The organism is Pedobacter suwonensis (assembly GCF_007833675.1).
Lineage (GTDB): Bacteria > Bacteroidota > Bacteroidia > Sphingobacteriales > Sphingobacteriaceae > Pedobacter > Pedobacter suwonensis.
The window spans coordinates 4512048-4534528 of record NZ_CP031708.1; the positions used below are offsets into that span (position 1 = coordinate 4512048).

The following is a 22481-nucleotide window of genomic DNA, read 5'->3' on the forward strand; positions in this document are numbered from 1 at the left end:
GTGTTATGTTGGGTTTGGATAGCCGAAGTGGCTGACAACAAAAGAGAAGAGTTATTCTACTACACCGTTTTTAATGGCAAACATCACCAGGCCTGCGGTGTTGCGAACACCGGCTTTCTCGATTATACGCATTCTAATGCCTTCAACTGACCGCGGACTTAGAAAAAGTTCATTACCGATTTCGGCAGCTGTTTTCTCATTGCAGATCATCTTTAATACATCCAATTCACGTTCAGAGAATGCTATTGTCTGGTTCAGCGAAGGTTTGATCGGACCTTTAAGAGTAAGTTTTTTAAGAAGTGCCTTCGTTACAAGATCATTAAAATAATAGTCACTTTCATATATTGAATAAATGGCTTTTCTAATTTCTTTTGGGTCTGCATTTTTCAGTAGGTAGCCATTGGCGCCGTTCTCCATCAGGTGTATAATGAATTTGACGTCATCATACATTGTTAAAACCAGTATCTTAATATCATTAGCATATTTTTTACGGATCAATTTCATGGCTTCTATACCATCTATTAAAGGCATTTTGATATCCATTACAATCACATCGGGCTGTAATTGCTCTAGTTTTTGGATAAGTTCCTGTCCATCTGAAGCCTCAAATAGTACTTCCAGATTTTTATCGCGGTTAAAGCCAACCTTTAATCCGTCTCTAAAAATACTGTAATCATCTGCTATTGCTATTCTGATTTTTAGCATCTCTGTTTATAAATTACACATAAAATTAACAATCTTAGATAAGAAATGAAGACATTTAATGATTTTTAATACTACGTATTTGTATTATTAATTTAAATCCAGATTTTAATCAGGGTTGATCTATTTGGTCGACGGGTATTTTAATTTCGATCAGATAATCGTCAAGATGATGTGAAAATTGAAGTTCTGCCTTGAGCAGGATTATTCTGTTCTGGATATTTTTAAGCCCTAATCCATTTTTAATGAAACGTAATCCCTGATATTGTTGATGCGTAAGTCCATCGCCATTGTGTGATATATGAAATACCAGGTTATTGCCGATATGGTATGACTGTATGTGGATGTGCTTAGCCCTGGCATGTTTAATGATGTTATGAACCAGTTCTTGTATTATTCTGTAAATACTGATATTTTTATGGCTTGCCTTTGTACTATATTTGTCGGTTAAATTTAAATCGATTTTAATGATATTATTATGGCTGATGTTTCCACAAAAATGAGAAATAGCCTCTTTTAATCCGAGTTCTTGCAAAATGCTGGAATGAAGATTGTGAGAAATGCTCCTGATTTTATGGATGCCTTCATCCAGTAAACTTTTACCTTTATGGTACATTTCCTTGCTAATATCGTCACAATCACTAATATTAATCCCATAAAAATGAAGGCTTGATGATCCGAGGATAGCCCCAACTTCATCGTGTAGTTCTTCGGCTATGCGGTGGCGCTCTATTTCTTCACTTCTTACAGCCGCTTCTATCAGCTTATTTTTCTGGTCATTTTGTAATGCTTGTAAATTAAGCCCGTACTGGATCTTTTTGCGCTGCATAAAGATAAAAATAAGTAACAAGCTTACAAATAACATCAGCATTGCTGCAATACCCGCCATTAACATCAATATGATTTTATTGTTTTCCTGATTCATAAAATCCTTTGGCTATAAACAAATTGAAAATAATGTATGAGATGTTATGCAGGCTCCACAGGTTAATAGCAAAATTTTGAAAATGTATAGTGAGTTCGTTGTAAAGGAGAAAAATGAAAAAATTTAATGCAACAAAGATTCCCAGGCCTGTAATGATCCAGAAACTACTATTGGTAACCTTGATGGTAACATTCTTTTTTATTTCGAATAAATAGTATTGGATCACATAAAACAAGAGTAAAATGGCTTCAGTAGAGAGTAAACGGCTGCTCAGTTTCCAGTAATCAAAAAAGTTTTCGAAAAAGATGAAATTAACGATTAAAAATAAGGTAAAACAGACCGGGATGGCTCTTTTAAGCGTAACTATAAAAGGCTGATCTAAACAGATAAAGAAAGCACTAAAAAGATAAAAGCGAACAATGGAATGTATATTGTACAAAAAATTATTCGACTTAAAGGCAACGGGTAGTATGTTTCTGAATTTCCAGATAAAGTCAATCGAAAGATTTATAGCCAATGCCATCCATATATAAAAAACAACCAGTTTAAGATGACTTGGTTGTTTTTTATATAATAATATAAATAAAGGGATAAACAGTGCCCACACTTCAGACCAATCTATAATGTATTGGAATAACTTAAGCATCTGATAATAAGTTAAAAGTCGCTTATAGTAGCCGGTGGTGATGGGTTGGTAAAAATTGGGTTGGCGTTGATATCCCGGAATAGCTCTACATCTCCTACATCAACCCGTTTAAAGGACTTAATGCTGTAAAAAACATTTCCACGGTTAACGTTTGGAATAAATACAAGATAATCTGGCTTATCACCGTTCTCATCCGGTGTGTTGATCAGAGATAGGATATTGGTGAGCGATATAATATTATTGCTCATCATAATCGGTCCGCTTAAACTCAAAGCATTATTGTTGTAAACTTCAAGGTGATCAAAATAACTGCTGTACTGGTTACTCGAGGCCATATACCCATAAGCGATAAGCCTTAACGGCTTATCCGGCTGATCTGTTTCTGGAAAGAGATAACAGAATACAAATTGATCAATACCCGGCGAATGCTGGATCATTGTTTGGATAGCGATGGTTTCGTACTTTAACCAGTAAAATTTTTGGGTTTGTTTTTCTTTTGTGAGCATTTCGTTTATAGATTTAATACTATAAATATATACAAATTTAGTATATTAAAAAATGCACGTAAGTAAAATTAAAATACTTTTTCATATGGTTAATTAGATGTGCTTGCATATCGATTTTCATAATTAGGAGGGAGTAACAGTTTTGGTTACAATCGATAATACAATCTATTATATAAAAACAGCACCCATTGGCAACATTGCCAATGGGTGCTGTTTTATTATCCGGGATTTAGAATTGCCAATTTCGGATGCAGGTCAAGTCAACCAGTCAACAGTAATTTTAGCTTTCTTATATTCCCGACTACCAAATTGGTATTTCTGCTATTGATTTTTTGATGCTATTGCAAAAGTTAAGCGCAGAAAATGTATCTGCTCCAGATTAATGAAAGCAACAATTTGAGCAGTTCAAAATCTTTAACTTTAGAAATCTAGGCATGAAATACTTAATCCATGCCAAAAACCTGGTTTTGCTTGTTTAACCCTGCCCTTCCTGAACCTGTCCATTTTCATGTGCATTTTCAAGAATCTCTTTCACATCTGATTTACGTTTTTTAGTAACCGTGTGCTTAAAATGGGGTACTTCATGCTGCACAATATCTTCTTCAATAGCCTCTACGCCAAAAACTTTCTCTTTTAGTAAATTATATTTGTCTTGGAAACCATAGCGAAGGTTTTTAGCGCCACCAGCAATTTTTCCCCGGGTGCCCGCACCGCTATCAGGGGCAAATAAAATACTGATTACTGCCCCAGCTGCCAAACCAGCTACTAAGGCCAGGGCTATTTTTGCACTGTTATCTGATTCGTGCTTCAAATATTTTCCGATTAACTTTCTGTATTTCATAAGGTAATGTTTTTCTAAGGAACAATTTGTATGTTATAATGTTTGAGTTTTTTTGATTTGGAATTCGGTTACCACTGCGCTTTTTTATCCAGGATGAGATCAAAGAATTGATACAGATGTTCGGATAAGTTGTTGCCATTGCAATGTAAAGCTTACCTGGAAAAAACAGTGGGATCACTATTTAAACAAGAAAATAGGCGTTTTTACAGTTCATTTCAACTTTTCTGAAGTAGCTTCAAAGCAGGCATGTTTAAGCGTCTATCACCATAATATGTAAGATACCTGTTAATTACTTCGCAAACATTTTGGATAGCATTTGTGAAATATAACATTGCCAAAAATTACAGCGTTATAGAAATTGCAGTACCTGTTTTTAAAAAAAGACCAGACTTTTACATATGTTTAAAGTTAAAGCACAATATTTGGCATACTAAAACGAATTGAAATGGTAAAAGCAACAATAAATAAAGAACATTACGCCTGTTCGGTTACAAATGGTTCGCATGACATTATCGTAGACGAACCGATAGAATTGGGTGGTACCCACAAAGGTTTTGCGCCTAAGGGATTATTAATGGCTTCTTTGGCCTCGTGTGTAGCCATTACCTTAAGGATGTATGCTGATAGAAAAAAATGGCCAATTGATAAAATTGAAGTGGAAGTTAATGTAGATACCGAAAACGGCGAAACGATCTTCTTGGAAGAAATTACCTGTACGGGTGTGCTTACCGAAGAGCAGAAATTGAGGCTGGAAGAAATTGCATCAAAATGTCCGGTGAGTAAAATGCTGGCTGCTGGTCATGAAATCAGATCCAGCGTACTATAGTTATACTGATGGTGCAAAACTCCTTCATGCAATCATAAAAAGCTTTAATTATCTTTGTAATCCCCAGTATTTGCTGCGTTAAAAATAATTTTATGCCGACTGAAATAAAATGCCCCAATTGTGCCCATGTTTTTCCGATGGAAGAAGCTATGGCCGAAGATTATAAGAAAGAGTTAAGAGAGAAGGCGGCCGCTTATGCCAGACAGAAAGATGAAGAATATCAGCGTAAACTGCAGGTTTTTGAATCAGAAAAACAGCAGCAGTTAAAAGCTTTTGAAGCTAAACTTGCAGAAGAGAAAACCAGGCTCAAAGATAACCTGGAGGAAAACCTGCGTAAAAGTATTTCAGCCGATTTTGAAAACAAACTGCAGATCCTGGAAGGTAATGCAAAAGAGAATGCCGAAAAACTAAAGCTGGCACGCGAAAAAGAACTCGACTTTTTACGCCGGGAGGAAAGCCTGAAGGTGAAAGAAGAAGAAATGGAACTTGCTTTTCAACGTAAAATGCAGGAGCAGCGGAATGAGCTTGTAGAACAAATCCGTAAACAGGAGGCAGAAAAAAATAGCATTAAAGATACCGAACATCAACTGCGTTTAAAGGAACTGGAAAAGCAGCTAGACGATCAGAAAAAGTTGGCCGAAGAGATGAAACGCAAAGCCGAACAGGGGAGCATGCAATTGCAGGGCGAGGTGCAGGAGTTGATTTTGGAAGAACTGCTGCGTACCAATTATCCTTTCGATCTGATTGAAGAAGTAGGCAAGGGAGTGCGAGGTGCAGATTGTGTGCAGGTGGTGCGTAATCAATTCGGACAGGAATGCGGCAAAATAATTTACGAGAGCAAGCGTACCAAAGATTTCGGTGGCGACTGGATTGAAAAATTAAAAAAAGACATGCGGAGCATGGGCATTGATGTAGCCGTAATTGTGAGTCAGTGTTACCCAAAAGGCATGAATTGTTTCGGGCAGCGTGATGGGGTTTGGATTTGTTCTTTCGAAGAAGTAAATGCCGTGGCCTATGTCTTGCGTGAGGGTATTTTGCGTTTGGCAGGTGCAGTAAAATCGCAGGAAAACCGTGGTGAAAAAATGCACATGTTATACGATTATTTAATGGGTGCAGAGTTTTCGGAACAGTGGAAGGCCATTAGAGAAGGTTTTATGAGTATGAAACTATCCATACAGCGCGAGCGCGATGCGATGGAACGTTTATGGAAAGCACGTGAAAAGCAATTGGAAAAAGTATTGCTGAATGCGACCCATATCCGTGGCTCAATAGAAGGAATTGCAGGTAGCGATAGTGTGCAGTTGAGCTTAACTGATGATGATGATACCTTGCTTTTGGAATAATCCATGGTATCGTCATCCTGAACTTGTTTCAGGATCTATTTGACTGGGCCGGGTTGCCCCTCGGCAGGTGTAAATTGCAAACTGAAATCAAAACCTGGTTACTAAACTGATAAAATAATAATAAATAAACGACAACATGAATAAGAAAACTAACCAATCTTTTACCGGCTCTAAAATCCTTACTTTAATATGCGCTTTGCTATTTTTCGGGAATGCTTTCGGGAACGTTCCCGGAACGACGTTGCAATCACCTGATGGAAACCTGGTAGCCGGTTTTGCGGTAACTGAAGGAGGAGTGCCTACCTATAGCTTAAAGTACAAAGGAAAAGATGTAATTAAAACGAGTAAGTTAGGTCTGGAACTTAAAGAGGGTAAATCTTTAATGAACGGTTTCTCCATTACCGATACCAAGACCAGCACATTCAACGAAACCTGGAAGCCGGTTTGGGGCGAAGTAAAAGAAATTGTAAATCACTACAATGAACTTGCAGTAACCTTAACCCAGAAAGAAACAAACCGTTACATTATCGTCCGCCTGCGTTTGTTTAATGATGGTTTGGGTTTTAGATATGAATTCCCAGAACAGAAAAATCTCGATTATTTTGTAATCAAAGAGGAAAAAACGCAGTTTGCCCTGGCTGGCGATCATAAGGCTTTTTGGCTTCCCGGAGATTATGATACACAGGAGTACAGCACGGTAACTTCAAATTTGTCGGAAGTTCGTGGAAAAATGAAAGCTGCTGTAACACCAAATGCCTCTCAAACTACGTTTTCGCCAACGGGCTTACAAACGCCTTTGATGATGAAAAGCAAAGATGGCTTATACATCAATATACATGAAGCAGCACTCATTAACTATTCTTTAATGTCGTTAAATCTGGATGACAAAAACATGGTTTTAGAATCCTGGTTAACACCAGATGCAGTTGGCGACAAGGGTTATATGCAGGCACCCTGTTTATCGCCATGGCGTACCATTATTGTTAGTGATAAAGCTGGTGACATCTTAACATCAAAGCTTACCTACAACCTTAACGAGCCCACAAAATTCGAAGATGTATCGTGGATAAAACCAATCAAATACGTTGGTGTTTGGTGGGAAATGATTACTGGGAAAAGTACCTGGGCATATAACGATTTAACGAGCGTGCAATTGGGCGTAACCGATTATTCGAAAACAAAACCCAATGGAAAACATGCCGCTAACACTGCGCATGTGAAAGAATATATCGATTTTGCTGCTAAAAATGGTTTAGATGCTGTTTTAGTTGAGGGATGGAACGAAGGTTGGGAAGATTGGTTTGGTAAAACAAAAGACTATGTATTTGATTTTGTTACCCCTTACCCTGATTTTGATGTAAAAGAACTGCACCGTTATGCGGCAAGTAAAGGTGTAAAGATGATTATGCATCATGAAACTTCTTCGTCGGTCCGTAATTATGAGCGTCATCTGGATACGGCTTATAAATTTATGAAAGCCAATGGTTACGATGCCGTTAAAAGTGGTTATGTGGGAAACATCATCCCAAGAGGAGAGCACCACTACGGTCAGTGGTTAAACAATCATTACCTGTACGCCATTCAAAAAGCGGCCGAATATAAAATTATGGTAAATGCGCATGAGGCGGTTCGTCCGACAGGTTTGGCGCGAACCTATCCGAATTTAATCGGAAACGAATCGGCCAGGGGGACAGAATACGAAGCATTTGGAGGCAATAATGCCGATCATACCACTATTTTACCTTTTACCCGTTTAATTGGTGGCCCGATGGATTACACCCCTGGTATTTTTGAAACGCGGGTAAGTGCGTATAATCCGGCAAATACCTCTTTTGTACACAGTACATTGGCGCGCCAACTGGCACTTTATGTAACCATGTATAGCCCTCTGCAAATGGCTGCCGATTTACCAGAAACTTACAATAAGTATATGGATGCTTTCCAGTTTATTAAAGATGTAGCGGTAGATTGGGACGATACCAGAGTGTTAGAAGCAGAACCCGGCGATTATATCACTTTTGCACGTAAGGCAAAAGGTAAAAATAATTGGTTTGTGGGTCGTACCAATGATGAGGAAGCCCGCACTTCCAAAATCGACTTCAGCTTTTTAGATCCAGGTAAAAAATATACTGCAACCATTTATGCTGACGCAAAGGATGCCCATTATGAAACCAATCCCAATGCTTATACCATCCGAAAAATGGAAGTTACCAATAAAACGAAATTGACTCAGTATTGTGCTCCGGGTGGTGGATATGCGATTAGCATTATTGCAAAGTAGTCTGTCGATTGTTTCATTTTCAGTTATCGTGTGGTGTCAGTTGTTACCAACTGACACTTTATTTTATTAGTCGTAGCGTCTCGCTACGACTTTTTTATTGCTGTTTTTCGCCACGGATAGACACAGATGAACATGGATCTGAACGCTTATCTGTGTTGATCCTTTTTATTTGTGGTTAGATTTAGTGCTTTTATTAGTTGTAGCGTTTCGCTACGACTTTTTGGTGCTGTTTTTAGCCACGGATAGACACAGATGAACACGGATCTGAATACTTATCTGTGTTTATCCTTTTTATCTGTGGTTAGATATTAGTGCTTTTATTAGTTGTAGCGTTTCGCTACGACTTTCTTATTGCTTTTGTCGCTGTTTTTAACCACTGATAGACACAGATTAACACGGATCTGAACGCTTATCTGTGTTTATCCTTTTTATTTGTGGTTAAATATTAGTGCTGTCAGTTGTTACCAACTGATAGCTAAACATTCGAATACGAAACAACAGAAAAATAGTTATTTTATAATATCTTAGCTATACCTTAAAACCAAGCAATTAACTGGACATTACCATGGCTAAAATGAAAAACCATATCGAACTTCAATTTTTAAGCGAACCGTCTGACGTTAACTATGGGGGTAAGGTACATGGCGGGATGATGATGAAGTGGATTGATCAGGCTGCTTTTGCCTGTGCCCTGCAGTGGAGCCAAACCTATTGTGTAACCGTTTACGTGGGTGGAATCCGGTTTTTTCATCCTGTTCACATCGGTCATTTAGTGAAGATGGAAGCACGTATTATTTACACCGGTAAAACCAGTATGCATATTGCCGTTGATGCTTTTTCCAAACCGGTAGCGCAAACCGATTTTGTTAAAAATACGCACTGCATTATTGTTTTTGTTGCAGTAGATGACAATGGGCAGCCGAAGGCAATCCCGGCTTTTCAACCTAAAACCGAAAAAGAAATTGCCATGCATGGTTATGCCCTTAAATTAATGGAATTACGGAAAAGCATTGATAAGGAAATGGAACCATATATTGTGTAAGGGAGTGTTGAGCGGTTGGCGTTTATCATTAACCACAGAGAAAACAGAGGAAAGGCACTGAGTATGCGGAATTAATTTTGCGGTCATGTCAACATCTGATGCTCTGTGAACCTCTGTGAAAAGCTCTTTGCCCTCTGTGGTAACTAACTTTGCGTCCTTCGCCTTTAGTATTTTTATTTTAGGTTTGACCACAGAGAAAACAGAGGAAGGGCGCCGAGTACACGAAATTAGTTTTGCGGTCATGTCAACATCTGATTTTCGGTGAACCCTGTGAAACTCTTTGCCCTCTGTGGTAAAGAACATTGTACACGTTGCGGTTTAGATAAGATCATCGGATGATGTGGTAACCAACTTTGCGCACTTTGCCTTAGTATTTTTATTTTAGGTTTGACCACAGAGAAAACAGAGGAAAGGCACCGAGTACAGGGAGTTAGTTTTGCGGTCATGTCAATATCTGATTCTCTGTGAACCTCCGTGAAAAACTCATTGTACTTTGTGGTAAAGAACATTGTACACTTTGCGGTTTAGATAAGATCATGGAACGATGTGGTAACTAACTTTGCACCCTTCGCCTTTAGAATTTTTATTTTAGGTTTGACCACAGAGAAAACAGAGGAAAGGCACCGAGTACAGGGAGTTAGTTTTGCGGTCATGTCAACATCTGATTCTCTGTGAACCTCTTTGCCCTCTGGTAAAGAACATTGTACACTTTGCGGTTTAGATAAGATCATCGGATGATGTGGTAACTAACTTTGCGTCCTTTGCCTTTAGAATTTTTATTTTAGGTTTGACCACAGAGAAAACAGAGGAAAGGCATAGATAACGAGTGAGTTTTGGGGGCATGTCAACATCTGATTCTCTGTGAACCTCTTTGCCCTCTGTGGTAAAGAGCATTGTGCACTTTGCGATTGAGATAAGATCATCGAACGATGTGGTAACTAACTTTGCGCCCTTCGCCTTTAGAATTTTATTTTAGGTTTGACCACAGAGAAAACAGAGGAAAGGCACTGAGTACGCGGAGTTAGTTTTCGGTCATGTCAACATCTGATTCTCTGTGAACCTCTGTGAAAAACTCATTGTACTTTGTGGTAAAGAACATTGTACACTTTGCGGTTTAGATAAGATCATCGGATGATGTGGTAACTAACTTTGCGCACTTTGCGGTTAAGAAATATTTGCGGTTAAGAAATAAAGGTTATTCCGCAACAGGCAAACTAAAACAAAACGTACTGCCCTCGCCAATGGCACTTACTACCCATATTTTACCGTTTTCGGCTTCAATAAAATCTTTCGAAATAGCAAGACCCAGTCCCGAGCCCGATTTATTCTGGCCATCAGTTGGTACCTGGAAATACCTGTCGAATAATCGTTGTTGGTATTTCTCATCAATGCCTTTTCCAAAATCCCGCACAGCGAATTCGATAAAATTGCCTTTTTGTAAAACATCGATAATTACTTTCGATTTTTCTGAACTGTAGCGCAGGGCATTAGATAAAAAGTTGACCATTACCCAGGCCGTTTTCTGGATATCGGCATTTACATTTGGTAAGTTTTCACCGCAGTTAAGCACCAATTGAATCGATTTCTGCTCTGCCTGGAATTTAACTGCATCAACGGCATAATTCACAATTTCTTCAGGTTTTGTCAGGGCAAAATTGAGTTTTAAATTGCCGGTTTCTACCTGCGAAAGATCCAGCAATTCACTGGTGATTTTTAGGAGTCTGTCGCTATCTTCTTTGATGTGGTGAAGCAACTCGTGCTGCTCTTCATTCATCATTCCCACCCGCTCATCATTAAGCAGTTTTAAGCTCATTTTGATTGACGAAAGCGGCGTTTTTAATTCATGCGAAACAGTAGCTATGAAATTTGTTTTGGCTTCATCAAGCTCTTTGAACTGTGTAATGTTTTTTAAGGTGTAAACGCTGCCAGCCGATTTAGATGAGGCAATCAAGGTACTATCATCTTGCTCTTCATAATTTGGGATAATGATTTCACGGTTTTCCAGCAGAAAATAGGATTCTTTATCGTCAGCATAAATTTTCAGGGTATTATCATTGGTTTCAGGTTTAATAATCCGTTTAAGCAACTCATTTTTTTGCATCAGTTCGGCTACATTTTGACCGATAACCTTATCTTCATCCAAACTCATCAGTTTTGCAGCCAAATGGTTTAGAAAGAGTACTTCGCCTTTCTCATTTAAACCAATAATGGCATCCTGCATTTGTGCAATAATGGCTTCGATACGCGATTTTTCGGATTTGATTTTGGATAAATTACTGTTTTCCCATTCATTTAATTTAAGCACCATTTTGTTAAAGGAATTGGCAAGTTCTGTAAACTCATCCCCGTTTTCGAAATGCAAACGCTGTTTATAATTTTTACGACTGATCTGTTTAATCGCTGCGCTAAATTCGGCGAGCGGATTGGCCACAAAGCCAGGGAAGTTAACAATGAAGGTAAAAAGGATGATAAAGCTTAGCGTCGCTGCGATCATAATATAAAGATTTGCGCGCGATGAGGTTTCGTTCGTCAGTTCATTTTTATCATAAATGGCTTTCATGTTAAACTGTTCTATATTTTGAAGTGCAACACGCAAATTTTTAATATTACTTTCTTTAATGGTTGCTGATTTTGAATTTTTTAGCGCATTAAAGGCTGCTTTTAATTTCCTGAAAGCTGCTTTTTCTCCGGGTTCGGTAATGTTCAAACCCTCATTTTTTAGGTTTTCAGCAAATATATTCAGCTGCGTAGGGCTTAAGGGAAAAGCATTTTGGTCGATTACATTGCGCATGGCGGCAACGTATTTCAAAGATTTGTAATTGTCTTTAAGTATTACCTTTGATTTGTCGGAGAGCTCATTTAAGAAAAAGAGCGCAATTAATCCGAAAGACACAACGATGATAAAGAGAAAGCCGAATCCGAGGCGGAGTTTGGTTTTTATTTTCATGGTGATTAAGTTAACCGCAAAGAGCGAAAAGTTTTTTGCAAAGGTTTTACAAAGCATTCCTCTCTTTTCGTGGTAAAAGTAGCTTATAATTAAATCTGTTTACTAATGAACTAAATTAAATAACAAAGGTTAGATCATCTGCAGCCGTTTAGCTCATAGCCAATAGTAATGCCAGTAGGATGATTTTTTGTTTAAGCTGTTGTTTTATAATTGTTTATGTTGTTTTTTAATTTTAATGAACAGAAGAAACCTTTTCATTTTGAAAGGGTTTTTGTCAATATGAACTATTGCTGCGGAAAGTTTACGTCGCTGTTTTGTAGAGCTAAACCTGATCGCAGATAAAACATAATGCAGTGAAAAGCAGATGCAAACATTGTTTTCCAAAGCGGAAAACATCGAATTGTTTTTTCAAAAGACACAGAAGTATATAAATGCTTGTTGTTTTTAGGAAAGCAGGTTTGGAAGCGTTTAGGTTATTGTAGTCCCACTGTCCGCTTTACTTCGTGCCCGCTTCCATTGGGTTTAGGTGGCGCAGCCGATACTAAAATTTAGGGTTGCAGGGTGCAAATGTTATGTGTTTAGGATTGTTTTAGGAGTTTACAGCATTGTCCTGTGTGCCTAAACCTGATCGCAGCGAACACGGAGTGCAACGGAGTAAAGCGAAGAGCAGGGACAAACTTTGATATGGAATACAGGTTTTGCTTTCCAAAAGCCAGAAAATCTTTAAATGTGGGGCCTTTTAAGGAAAGCAGTTTTCGGAGTATTTAGGTTACTGTAGCCCCAATTTCGCTTATAGTCCTCGCTGCGCTCCAGGCTATTCCGATCATCCGATGGTTATCGGATAGTGGTTTAGGTGGAAGGACCAATAAGAAGATTTGGGGTTGCGAAACGTATAATCTACTATGCCTTAAAATCTACATGGGTTTACCAGCACTGTTTTGTGTATCTAAACCTGATCGCAGCGAACACGGAGTGCAACGAAGTAAAGCGGAGAGCAGGGGCAAACATGGCTATGGAATACAGGTTTTGCTTTCCAAAAGCCAGAAAATCTTTAAATGCGGGTCCTTTTAAGGAAAGCCGTTTTCGAAGCACTTGGGTTACTGTAGTCCCGCTTTCGCTTGTAGTCCTCGCTGCGCTCCGGGCTATTCCGATCATCCGATGGTTATCGGATCATGTTTAGGTGGCATATCCGGTAAGGAGATTTTGGGTTTGCCAAAGTATAATCTACAATGCCTTTAAAATTTACATGGGTTTACCAGCACTGTTTTGTGTATCTAAACCTGATCGCAGCGAACACGGAGTGTAACGGAGTAAAGCGGAGAGCAGGGGCAAACATGTCTATGGAATACAGGTTTTGCTTTCCTAATTAGAAAAAAAATGAGATTATTTTTTCGAAAGCACTAGAACTTAATAAATTTCTCGATCTGCTCATTGGTAAATTTTACCGTATCAGGCTGATGGAGGTTGCCCGCTTCATCTAATTCGGTTTTGATATTCGGAATATGCAACCTTAAGGGTAAAATGTTGAGGTGGATGTAATGACAAACGCCTGTAAAATGATCTACACCACGGATATTGCCGTATTTACCGGAAGAAATGCCAACCAGAGCTGCTTTTTTATCGTAAAAACTATCCGGGAAATTACAGGCATCGATTAATACTTTTAGTACGCCTGGGTAGCTTCCGTTATACTCCGGCATAATGAACAAAAACTTTCCGGTGCTGTTGATCATGTTCTGGATTTCCTGGAAAGCTTCCGATCGTTTGCCATACATATCCGTGTTCAAAACATCTGCAGGCAGGTGTTCCAGACTGAACAGATTGGCATCGACTCCTTTTTCTTTTAATTGCTTTTGGTAATATTTAGCAACTTTTAGCGTATTGCTATTGGGCCTGTTGGTTGCAGCTATAATCGTGATCATGGATAATTGTTAATAAGATGTGTAAAACCCAAATACGCTTCTTGCTAAAATTGCCATATAGTTTGTATCTTAGCTGATTGTGAAAAAGGCCGTAAACAACGCAAAAATAGAACTTTTTTGCCAATTTAAACGCATAAATAACACAGCCCAAATAAACGTTAAGTAAATTTCTGATACATAGATGAGCAAAATTATTGCATTAGCAAATCAAAAAGGTGGTGTTGGTAAAACAACTTCATCTATAAACCTGGCTGCTAGTTTAGCCGTACTGGAATACAAAACTTTACTGGTAGATGCTGATCCTCAGGCCAATTCAACTTCAGGTATCGGTTTTGATCCACGGAATATCAAAGATAGTGTTTATGAGTGTATCATTAACGATATTGATCCGCTCCAGGCCATCCAGAAAACGGATACCCCGAATTTAGATTTATTGCCGGCACACATCGACCTGGTGGGTGCAGAAATCGAGATGATCAACCTCAACAACCGTGAGTATAAAATGAAAGCGGTTTTGGAGAAAGTTAAAGATCAGTATGATTTTATCATCATCGATTGTTCGCCATCTTTAGGTCTAATTACCATTAATGCGTTAACTGCTGCCGATTCGGTAATTATTCCGGTGCAGTGCGAGTATTTCGCACTGGAAGGTTTAGGCAAATTGTTAAATACCATCAAAATTGTTCAGAACCGCTTAAACCCTGAACTGGAAATCGAAGGTATTTTATTAACCATGTATGATGTTCGTTTGCGCTTATCAAACCAGGTGGTAGAAGAAGTGAAAACGCATTTTAACGAATTGGTTTTCGATACCATCATTCAACGTAATACCCGTTTAAGTGAAGCACCAAGTTATGGTGTTTCGGTGATTATGCACGATGCGAATTGCAAAGGTGCCATCAACTATCTGAACCTGGCCCGTGAGATTGTAAAGAAAAACGGCCTTTTAAAGGAAGAAGAAAACATTGGAACAGCAACTTTATAAATTATAGATGACATCTTTTCAGCGAAAAACAGGTTTAGGAAGAGGGTTAAGTGCGCTTTTAGATGATAGCGAATCTACTCATCCGCCTAAACAACAGGTAAATGCGGTGAGCGAAACCGAGCAGATTGGCAATATCAGTCACGTAAGTTTAACTGAAGTTGAAACCAATCCGTACCAGCCCCGTACCGAATTTGATCAGGTAGCTTTAAATGAACTTGCCGATTCGATAAAGGTGCAGGGTTTGATACAGCCCATTACGGTTAGAAAACTGTCGGCCAATAAATACCAGCTCATTTCAGGCGAACGCAGGTTCAGGGCTGCGAAGCTGGCTGGTTTAACGCAAGTGCCTGCCTACATCCGCAGTGCCAACGACCAACAGATGTTGGAAATGGCCCTGATCGAAAATATTCAGCGCGAAAATTTAAATGCCATTGAAGTTGCACTAAGTTTTCAGAGGATGATTGATGAAGTGGGTTTAAAACAAGAGCAATTAGGCGAACGGGTTGGTAAAAACCGTACCACGGTTACCAATTACCTGCGGTTGTTAAAACTTCCGCCTGCAATTCAGGCGTCCATCCGCGATCAGCGGATTAGCATGGGACATGCAAGAGCATTGATTAATGTTGACGGGGTAGACAAACAATTGTTCATCCACCAGGAAATTTTAGAAAAAGGCTTATCCGTACGTAAAGTGGAAGAACTCGTGCGTAATTTGCAGCATATCCCTTTAAAAGCCAGCGAAAAGCCAAAGGAAAAAGCGGTTTCCTTTCAGTATCAGAAATTACAGGATGATCTGGCATCTAAATTCGCTACCCGTGTAAAGTTGAAGGTAAGTCAGAACGGTAAGGGCGCAATAGAAATTCCGTTTATGAGCGATGAAGACTTAAACCGGATTCTGGAATTATTAGACTGGTAATGCAAAAGACTAAGCTTTTTATACTGGTTGCTACATTTGCATTTTTTCTGGTGAACTTTGCCGCTGCGCAGGTTAAGGATACTTTGATAAAACCCGCTGATACCTCAAAGATCAAATTATCCAAATCTTTAGATACCGTGGCTAAGAAACCGATAACCAGAAAGGATTCGATGAAAGCCAGGTATGTTAACCCAGGTAAAGTTGCCGGTAGGAAAGCTGTTTTCAGATCGATGATTATACCCGGCTGGGGGCAATTGTATAATATTCAATTGCTTAATGATGGTTATGGTACCAGGGCCGGAAAAAGCCAGTTTTTTCAAAAGCTTTACACAGGTGGTAAAATCGCGGCTATTTACGGCGGTGCCACTGCGCTTACTTTATCGCTAATGGACAGCCGAAAAAATTATAAACGTTTTTTGGCAGAGGCACAATACCGTGAGGATCATCCTGGCAAAAAGTTGGATTTGACACAATACAGCAATCAAGGTATTCTGGATGGGAAAAGTTTATACAAGCGGAATTCGCAGATTGTGTACTTTTCTTACGGCTTGCTGTATGCAGCCAACATTATAGATGCCTATGTTGCAGCCCGCCTGCATTTCTTTAATATTGATGACAACCTTTCTTTCAGGGTAATGCCAGCTGTAATGGGTGCCGATTCTATGTATGGTTTCAATTTGACGCCGGCGCTAAAATTATCTCTGACGTTCTAATGCCGTAAGCGATCATGGATAGCAATAAAAGGAAAAATACTAAGATCGCTATAATGGCGACCTGGACGGTTAGGGTTGCCTACTAAAATAATAACTGAAAAAATAAACATAACGAAATGAAAATTGCGCTTTTAGGATATGGCAAAATGGGGCAGATTATCGAAAAATTTGCAGTAGAACGTGGCCATGAAATTGTTCTCAAAATAACGATTGATAATCAGGAAGATTTAACCAGACAAAATTTGAAAACAGCTGATGTAGCTATCGACTTCAGCACGCCTGATTCGGTTTTAAAAAATATTGATGCCTGCTTTGATGCAAATGTACCCGTGGTTGTAGGAACAACGGGTTGGTATGGGAAATTGCAGGAAGTAAAAGATGATTGCGATAAAAGTAACAATACTTTGCTTTATGGGTCTAACTTCAGTATTGGCGTGAATTTGTTTTTTAAACTTAATCAAACTTTGGCCAGGTTGATGAATAATTATCCCGCTTATGATGTGCAGGTTGAAGAAATTCACCATACACAAAAGCTTGATGCACCAAGTGGCACAGCCATTACCCTGGCAGAAGGAATCGTGGATAACCTGGATAGGAAACAGGAGTGGTTAAATGAGGTAGTAGGAACTGATGTTGAATTATTTCCGAAAGCCGAACAACTGCTGATCGAATCGCATAGAATCGACAACATACCAGGTACGCATACGGTGATTTACAGTAGCGAGGTAGATGAAATAGAAATTAAACATACCGCGCATAACAGAGCTGGTTTTGCTTTAGGTGCAGTTGTAGCGGCAGAGTGGTTGAAAGATAAAAAAGGATTTTTCAGCATTACTGATATTTTTGAATAAGCAAAAGTTTTCAGTTAGCAGTTGAAAGTTTCTGGTTCACAGATTAACCAATCAGGAAATAAAACTGTGAAACCACAGTAAAGGATTACAGATAACCGGTGGCCGATTTTATAAATCGCTAAACCAAAAATAAGACATATGAATTATAAATTCTGGCAACGAAAAAAAGATGCCCCAAAGAAGAAAAAAACGAAAACCCGCGAATGGGTTGATGCAATTGTATTTGCCGTCGTGGCAGCAACGATCATCCGTGTGTTTTTTATCGAAGCCTATACCATTCCATCCGGTTCGATGGAGCGATCCTTACTGATTGGCGATTTCCTTTTTGTAAGCAAGGTTAATTATGGTGCACGTATTCCCATGACGCCGGTTGCTTTTCCATTTGCTCACCACACCATGCCTTTAACCACATCTACCAAAGCTTATTGGGATGGCGTTCAGTGGAAATATCACCGTTTGCCAGGTTTGTCTAAAATTAAAAGAAATGATGTCGTGGTATTTAACTTTCCTGAAGGAGATACCGTTGCGGTAGAAAACCAGGCAGAAAGTTATTATGCTTTGGTACGGAGCATGGGCCGGGAACAGGTGAGAAGTACCTATACCATTGTAGACCGTCCGGTAGATAAGCGCGAGAATTTTATTAAAAGATGTATTGGTATTCCGGGTGATGTCATTTCGATGCGTAATGGCATTGCTAATGTAAATGGTAAAGATGAACCTTTAAAAAGTACGGGGATGATGCCGTATCGTATTGAGTTTAAAACCATGGACTTTAATTACGCAGCCCTTGATGAGTTTAATTTAAACCTGGGAAGTGTACCTGCAGTGGCTGCGAATACTTACATCGTAGATGCTACACCCGAAATTGCTGAAAAGCTAAAAACTTTTGACTTTGTAAAATCAGTGACGTTAAGTCCTGACCCTGCCGGAGCCGTTCCGGGCGGCGTTTTTCCAAACGATCCAAACAGGGTATGGAACAGGGATAACTTCGGACCGATTAAAATCCCTTCAAAGGGTTGGACTGTTAAAATAGATAGCAATACCATGCCATTGTATTACAGGGCAATCAGAACTTACGAAGGAAACAAAGTTGAACAAAAGGCCGGCGTTTGGTATATAAATGATCAGGTAGCCACAACTTATACTTTTAAAATGGACTACTACTGGATGATGGGCGATAATCGCCATAATTCAGCCGATTCGCGTTACTGGGGATTTGTGCCTGAAGATCATATTGTGGGTAAGGCTTTATTTGTTTGGATGAGCTGGGATAGCACCGCATCTTTTTTACATAAAATAAGATGGAGCAGGCTGTTTATGGGAATCCATTAATAGAATATAATTCTTTAAAGAGGGCGGATAATCAAAGATTATTCGCCCTTTTAATTTACAAAGCATTTATAATTAACTTTTAAAAAAAATTAAAAAGTTTAAATTGTTTATAATTTTTTTTTATAAGTTTGTTGTAAACCAAATTAAACTAAGCGATTACAGATTCGGGTTACGGGCAATTAGAGTGATTAATTATATGTTGCTTCGCCGCTTCAGTCATTATTTAGATAAGAATATTCCTCAAGTATAATCTATTATAGCATTAGTCTACATCAACTAACTTAAACTAATAAATACTTAAACTGAAAAATTATGGCATAGAACAAATCAAACTTAAAATTAAACCGACTAATCAAATAATTTAAAAAAAACTAACAAATAGGACATGAAGAAAATGTACTTTAAATTTTTGAGTCTGCTTTTACTCGTATTTTTTGTAATTGCAGCTCAAGCACAAACTATAATTACCGGAACGGTAAAAGATACGTCTGGTCCATTTCCAGGGGCAAATGTCTCTGTAAAAGGTACTAAAAAATCAACACAGACAGATGCAAATGGCAAATTTAGCATAAGTGCTTCAACTACAGATGTACTTGTTTTTTCGGCTGTAGGTTTTTTACGTCAGGAAGTAACTGTTGGAGATATAAAGAATTTCACAATTACACTCAAGGATGATTCAAAATCTCTTGATGAAGTTACTGTAACAACAGGATTTGGTGTAAAACAACAAACAAGAAAGCTAAGTTACTCTATTCAGGAAGTAAAAGGCGAAGATCTGGTACGCGCTAATGAGCAAAATATTGTTAATGCATTACAAGGTAAGGTTGCAGGAGTGATGATTAATCAAGGTTCCGGTGGACCGCAATCTTCATCAAGAATCAGAATTAGAGGTAATTCATCTTTAAGTCCAAATACACAACCGCTAGTAGTTATTGATGGTGTGCTCATTCAGCCTGGGGTAAGTGGTGCTGATTCGTATGGAAATGGCCCACAGGATTTTGGTAATATCATGAAAAATCTTAATGCTGATGATTATGAAAGTATTACTGTTTTAAAAGGTGCAGCTGCAAGTTCATTATATGGTTCTCGCGCTCAAAATGGCGTTCTTTTAATTACATCAAAGAAGGGTAAAGGAGGACAAGGATTAGGAGTTTCATTTTCACATACACAAACAATAGAAGAAGCTTATAAGACAATGGACCTACAGAATGAGTTCGGTGCAGGTATTAATCCTACCTTCACTAAAGATGCTTCAGGTGCACCAATAGTTGATGCTGCAAACTATTTTTGGAGCTTTGGGCCGCGTTTTGATGGAAGCCAAGTTAAAGATATAGATGGAAGGATAATCAGTTGGAATGCACAACCAAATAACTTGTTGGATGCATATAAGTTAGGTAACTATAGCAATTCGAATTTGGCATTTCAAGGCGGAAGCGAGACTGGAACATTCAGGCTTTCTTACTCCAAACTGTACAGTACCGGTATTTTGCCGAATAACAAATTTGATCGTGATGCCCTGGATTTTAGAGGCTCGCAAAAGTTTGGTAAAATATTCGAGATTAATGCAGGAGTAAACTATACCATTAGTAATAGTTTTAATCCTATTAATCAATCAAATAATAATAATCCTCTGTTTGCTCTTGTATACGGAAATCCTAGGAGTTATGACACAAATTATTGGAAAAATAAATATATTGATCCTGTAAATGGTGGGGTATTAACTGGTAACAATGATCCATATGGACTTTCTCCCCTTTGGTTTTCTATTTATGAAAACAATGTGAGACAGCGTGAGAATAATTTTAGAGGAAACATTGACGTTAAAGCAAACATTACTCCTTGGTTAAATGCGCTTGTTAGAGGAACGTTAAATCAAATCAATATTACTGGAGAAACTAAAAACATCGGTAATGGTGTGGGTTTTGCCGGTGGTGAGTATGCTTTGAGCCAATCAAACCAGAAAAGTAGCAGGTTGCAGTTTTTATTGAATGGCAACAGGAAATTGAGCGATGATTTCGATTTCAATATGAGTTTGGGAGCTGAAACCACCAAGGACTTTGGTAATAACTACACCCGTACAAGAACCGATGGTGGATTAAAGGACCCGGGTAAATTCTTTATGGGCAACTCGGTAAATGCTGCTGTAACCGATACGCGTTTAGATGGTAGCCAAAGAACTGATGCTGTTTATGGCTTTGGAGACTTAACATATAAAAATATGTTGACCTTAAACTTCAGCGTAAGAAACGATTGGTCTTCAACCTTAACTTATCCAGATGGTCATGGCGATTATTCATACACCTATCCTGCAGTTGGTTTATCATATGTTTTCTCTGAATCATTAAAAAATAAACCAGCTTTCGATTTCCTTTCATACGGTAAATTAAGAGCCAATTTTGGATATACTGGTTTGGGAACTAATCCTTATGTTACAAGCGCCGGTAAATATCAATTTTTAGGTACATATACTGATGAGAATGGAAAGCAAATGCCTAGGTATGGTTACCCAGAATATACGCTTGGAAATAATGACCTTAAAAACGAATTAACCAAAGAGTTAGAACTTGGTACAGAATTACGTTTCTTTAAAGATCGTTTAGGGATCGATTTCTCTTATTATAAAAAGAATACCAAAAATCAGATTTTATCTTTAGCCCTACCTTCTGAGTCTGGAGTTACTAAAAAATTGTTTAATGCAGGTAACATCCAAAATCAAGGTATTGAAATTTTGTTAACAGGTACTCCGATTAAAACTAAAAATCTGGAATGGACAAGTTCTATTAATTTTGCGAGAAACAGAAACAAAATTATTGAACTGGCACCAGGTGTAGATTCCTATACTTTAGGTTATGCGTTCGGTGCCGATATGACGTCAGTTGCCATTGCCGGACAAGAATATGGCAGCATTTATACCAGCTATGGTTATGCATCATACCAAGCTACTGACGCAGCAGGAAACAATATTGATAGTCCCAACAATGGTAAGAGACTGCTAAAAGCTAACGGAAGTTATTTCAGAAGTGGTGATGCTGGTCAGGGAAATAAGATTTTGGGCTCCATGATGGAAAAATTTAACGCAAGTTCAATAAACAATATTAGATTCAAAAATTTCAATTTAGGTTTTCAGGTCGATGCTAAAGTTGGTGGTTTGATGGCTTCTGGTACACATCAGTATGGAACAAATTTTGGGGCCTTTGAAAGTACATTATTTGGTCGCTCTGCTGACTTTGGTGGTTTGCCAAGAAAAGATGCATCAGGTACCGTAATTGCTAATGATGGTATTATTCCTGATGGCGTTTTTGCAAAAGGCACAATTATTAATAATATTAATGTTGGTGGGATGACTTTCCAGGAAGCAGCCGATAAAGGATATGTACAGCCTGTGAGTGCACGTATTTATTATGCTAGGCTAACTCAATGGTCTACAGGTATTAGAGAATATTCTACATTCGAAAACAGTTGGGTTGCTTTGAGGGAAGTTTCTTTAGGCTATAATTTACCTAAGAAATTTACTGATAAAATTAATTTCAAACAGGTTAATGTAGGTGTAACAGCTAGAAATTTATTCTATATCTATAATAGTTTGCCTGATCATTTAAATCCAGAAGGTTTATTTAATAATAGTGCAGGTGCATTTGCTGAGTATGGTGGTATGCCGTATATCCGCACTTTTGCATTCTCTGTAAGGGCAGCCCTATAATGA

17 protein-coding genes are annotated in these 22481 nt (G+C 38.4%); 10 read left to right on the plus strand and 7 right to left on the minus strand.

All coding sequences use genetic code 11. From position 1 onward, the window contains the following. Positions 1-51 precede the first annotated feature (51 nt). The 5 genes from DV942_RS18710 to DV942_RS18730 all read right to left on the minus strand — a co-directional run bounded on the left by DV942_RS18710 (position 52) and on the right by DV942_RS18730 (position 3620). Complete coding sequence (locus DV942_RS18710) at positions 52-705, minus strand: response regulator transcription factor (RefSeq protein ID WP_145860082.1); 654 nt, start codon at positions 703-705, stop codon at positions 52-54. A gap of 109 nt (positions 706-814) precedes the next feature. Beyond that, complete coding sequence (locus DV942_RS18715; RefSeq protein ID WP_145860084.1) at positions 815-1627, minus strand: sensor histidine kinase; 813 nt, start codon at positions 1625-1627, stop codon at positions 815-817. Next, positions 1608-2273, minus strand: a complete 666-nt coding sequence (locus DV942_RS18720) for a hypothetical protein (RefSeq protein ID WP_145860086.1) — start codon at positions 2271-2273, stop codon at positions 1608-1610. Before DV942_RS18720 ends, DV942_RS18715 begins: the two co-directional genes overlap by 20 nt. Positions 2274-2284: 11 nt before the next feature. Next, entirely contained in the window at positions 2285-2779 is a 495-nt protein-coding gene (locus DV942_RS18725) for a hypothetical protein (RefSeq protein WP_145860088.1), read from the minus strand. Positions 2780-3254: 475 nt separating this feature from the next. After that, a complete protein-coding gene (locus DV942_RS18730) occupies positions 3255-3620 on the minus strand; it encodes a YtxH domain-containing protein (RefSeq protein ID WP_145860090.1) in 366 nt (121 codons plus the stop codon). Between the two features lie 445 nt (positions 3621-4065). Between DV942_RS18730 and DV942_RS18735 the strand changes: the two genes are divergently transcribed. The 4 genes from DV942_RS18735 (at position 4066) to DV942_RS18750 (ending at position 9112) form a co-directional block, all read left to right on the plus strand. After that, positions 4066-4446, plus strand: coding sequence for an OsmC family protein (locus DV942_RS18735; protein WP_090984772.1), 381 nt, complete (start codon positions 4066-4068; stop codon positions 4444-4446). A 92-nt stretch (positions 4447-4538) separates the two neighbouring features. Then, positions 4539-5789, plus strand: coding sequence for a DUF2130 domain-containing protein (locus DV942_RS18740; RefSeq protein ID WP_145860092.1), 1251 nt, complete (start codon positions 4539-4541; stop codon positions 5787-5789). A gap of 136 nt (positions 5790-5925) precedes the next feature. Next, the gene (locus DV942_RS18745) at positions 5926-8070 is read left to right on the plus strand and encodes a glycoside hydrolase family 97 protein (RefSeq protein ID WP_244950741.1); all 2145 of its coding nucleotides are present in this window, start codon (positions 5926-5928) and stop codon (positions 8068-8070) included. Between the two features lie 574 nt (positions 8071-8644). Then, complete coding sequence (locus DV942_RS18750; RefSeq protein ID WP_145861852.1) at positions 8645-9112, plus strand: acyl-CoA thioesterase; 468 nt, start codon at positions 8645-8647, stop codon at positions 9110-9112. A gap of 1195 nt (positions 9113-10307) precedes the next feature. On the opposite strand, the gene DV942_RS18755 is transcribed toward DV942_RS18750, so the two are convergent. Both DV942_RS18755 and DV942_RS18760 read right to left on the minus strand, forming a co-directional pair. Next, the gene (locus tag DV942_RS18755) at positions 10308-12059 is read right to left on the minus strand and encodes a HAMP domain-containing sensor histidine kinase (RefSeq protein ID WP_145860097.1); all 1752 of its coding nucleotides are present in this window, start codon (positions 12057-12059) and stop codon (positions 10308-10310) included. A 1400-nt stretch (positions 12060-13459) separates the two neighbouring features. After that, positions 13460-13981 carry an NADPH-dependent FMN reductase gene (locus tag DV942_RS18760; protein ID WP_145860099.1) on the minus strand — a complete coding sequence of 174 codons (522 nt, stop codon included), beginning with the start codon at positions 13979-13981 and terminating at the stop codon, positions 13460-13462. 181 nt (positions 13982-14162) lie between these two features. Here DV942_RS18760 and DV942_RS18765 point away from each other — a divergent pair, with 181 nt between their 5' ends. The 6 genes from DV942_RS18765 to DV942_RS18790 all read left to right on the plus strand — a co-directional run bounded on the left by DV942_RS18765 (position 14163) and on the right by DV942_RS18790 (position 22478). Beyond that, positions 14163-14966 carry a ParA family protein gene (locus tag DV942_RS18765; protein ID WP_145860101.1) on the plus strand — a complete coding sequence of 268 codons (804 nt, stop codon included), beginning with the start codon at positions 14163-14165 and terminating at the stop codon, positions 14964-14966. 7 nt (positions 14967-14973) lie between these two features. Next, entirely contained in the window at positions 14974-15882 is a 909-nt protein-coding gene (locus tag DV942_RS18770; RefSeq protein WP_145860103.1) for a ParB/RepB/Spo0J family partition protein, read from the plus strand. Further along, positions 15882-16595 carry a DUF5683 domain-containing protein gene (locus DV942_RS18775; protein ID WP_090984752.1) on the plus strand — a complete coding sequence of 238 codons (714 nt, stop codon included), beginning with the start codon at positions 15882-15884 and terminating at the stop codon, positions 16593-16595. The genes DV942_RS18770 and DV942_RS18775 overlap by 1 nt, the downstream gene beginning before the upstream one ends. A gap of 116 nt (positions 16596-16711) precedes the next feature. Further along, a complete protein-coding gene (gene dapB, locus DV942_RS18780) occupies positions 16712-17446 on the plus strand; it encodes a 4-hydroxy-tetrahydrodipicolinate reductase (protein WP_145860105.1) in 735 nt (244 codons plus the stop codon). A gap of 138 nt (positions 17447-17584) precedes the next feature. Next, a complete protein-coding gene (lepB, locus tag DV942_RS18785; RefSeq protein WP_090984748.1) occupies positions 17585-18778 on the plus strand; it encodes a signal peptidase I in 1194 nt (397 codons plus the stop codon). Positions 18779-19163: 385 nt separating this feature from the next. Then, a complete protein-coding gene (locus DV942_RS18790) occupies positions 19164-22478 on the plus strand; it encodes a SusC/RagA family TonB-linked outer membrane protein (RefSeq protein WP_145860107.1) in 3315 nt (1104 codons plus the stop codon). Positions 22479-22481: the final 3 nt, after the last annotated feature.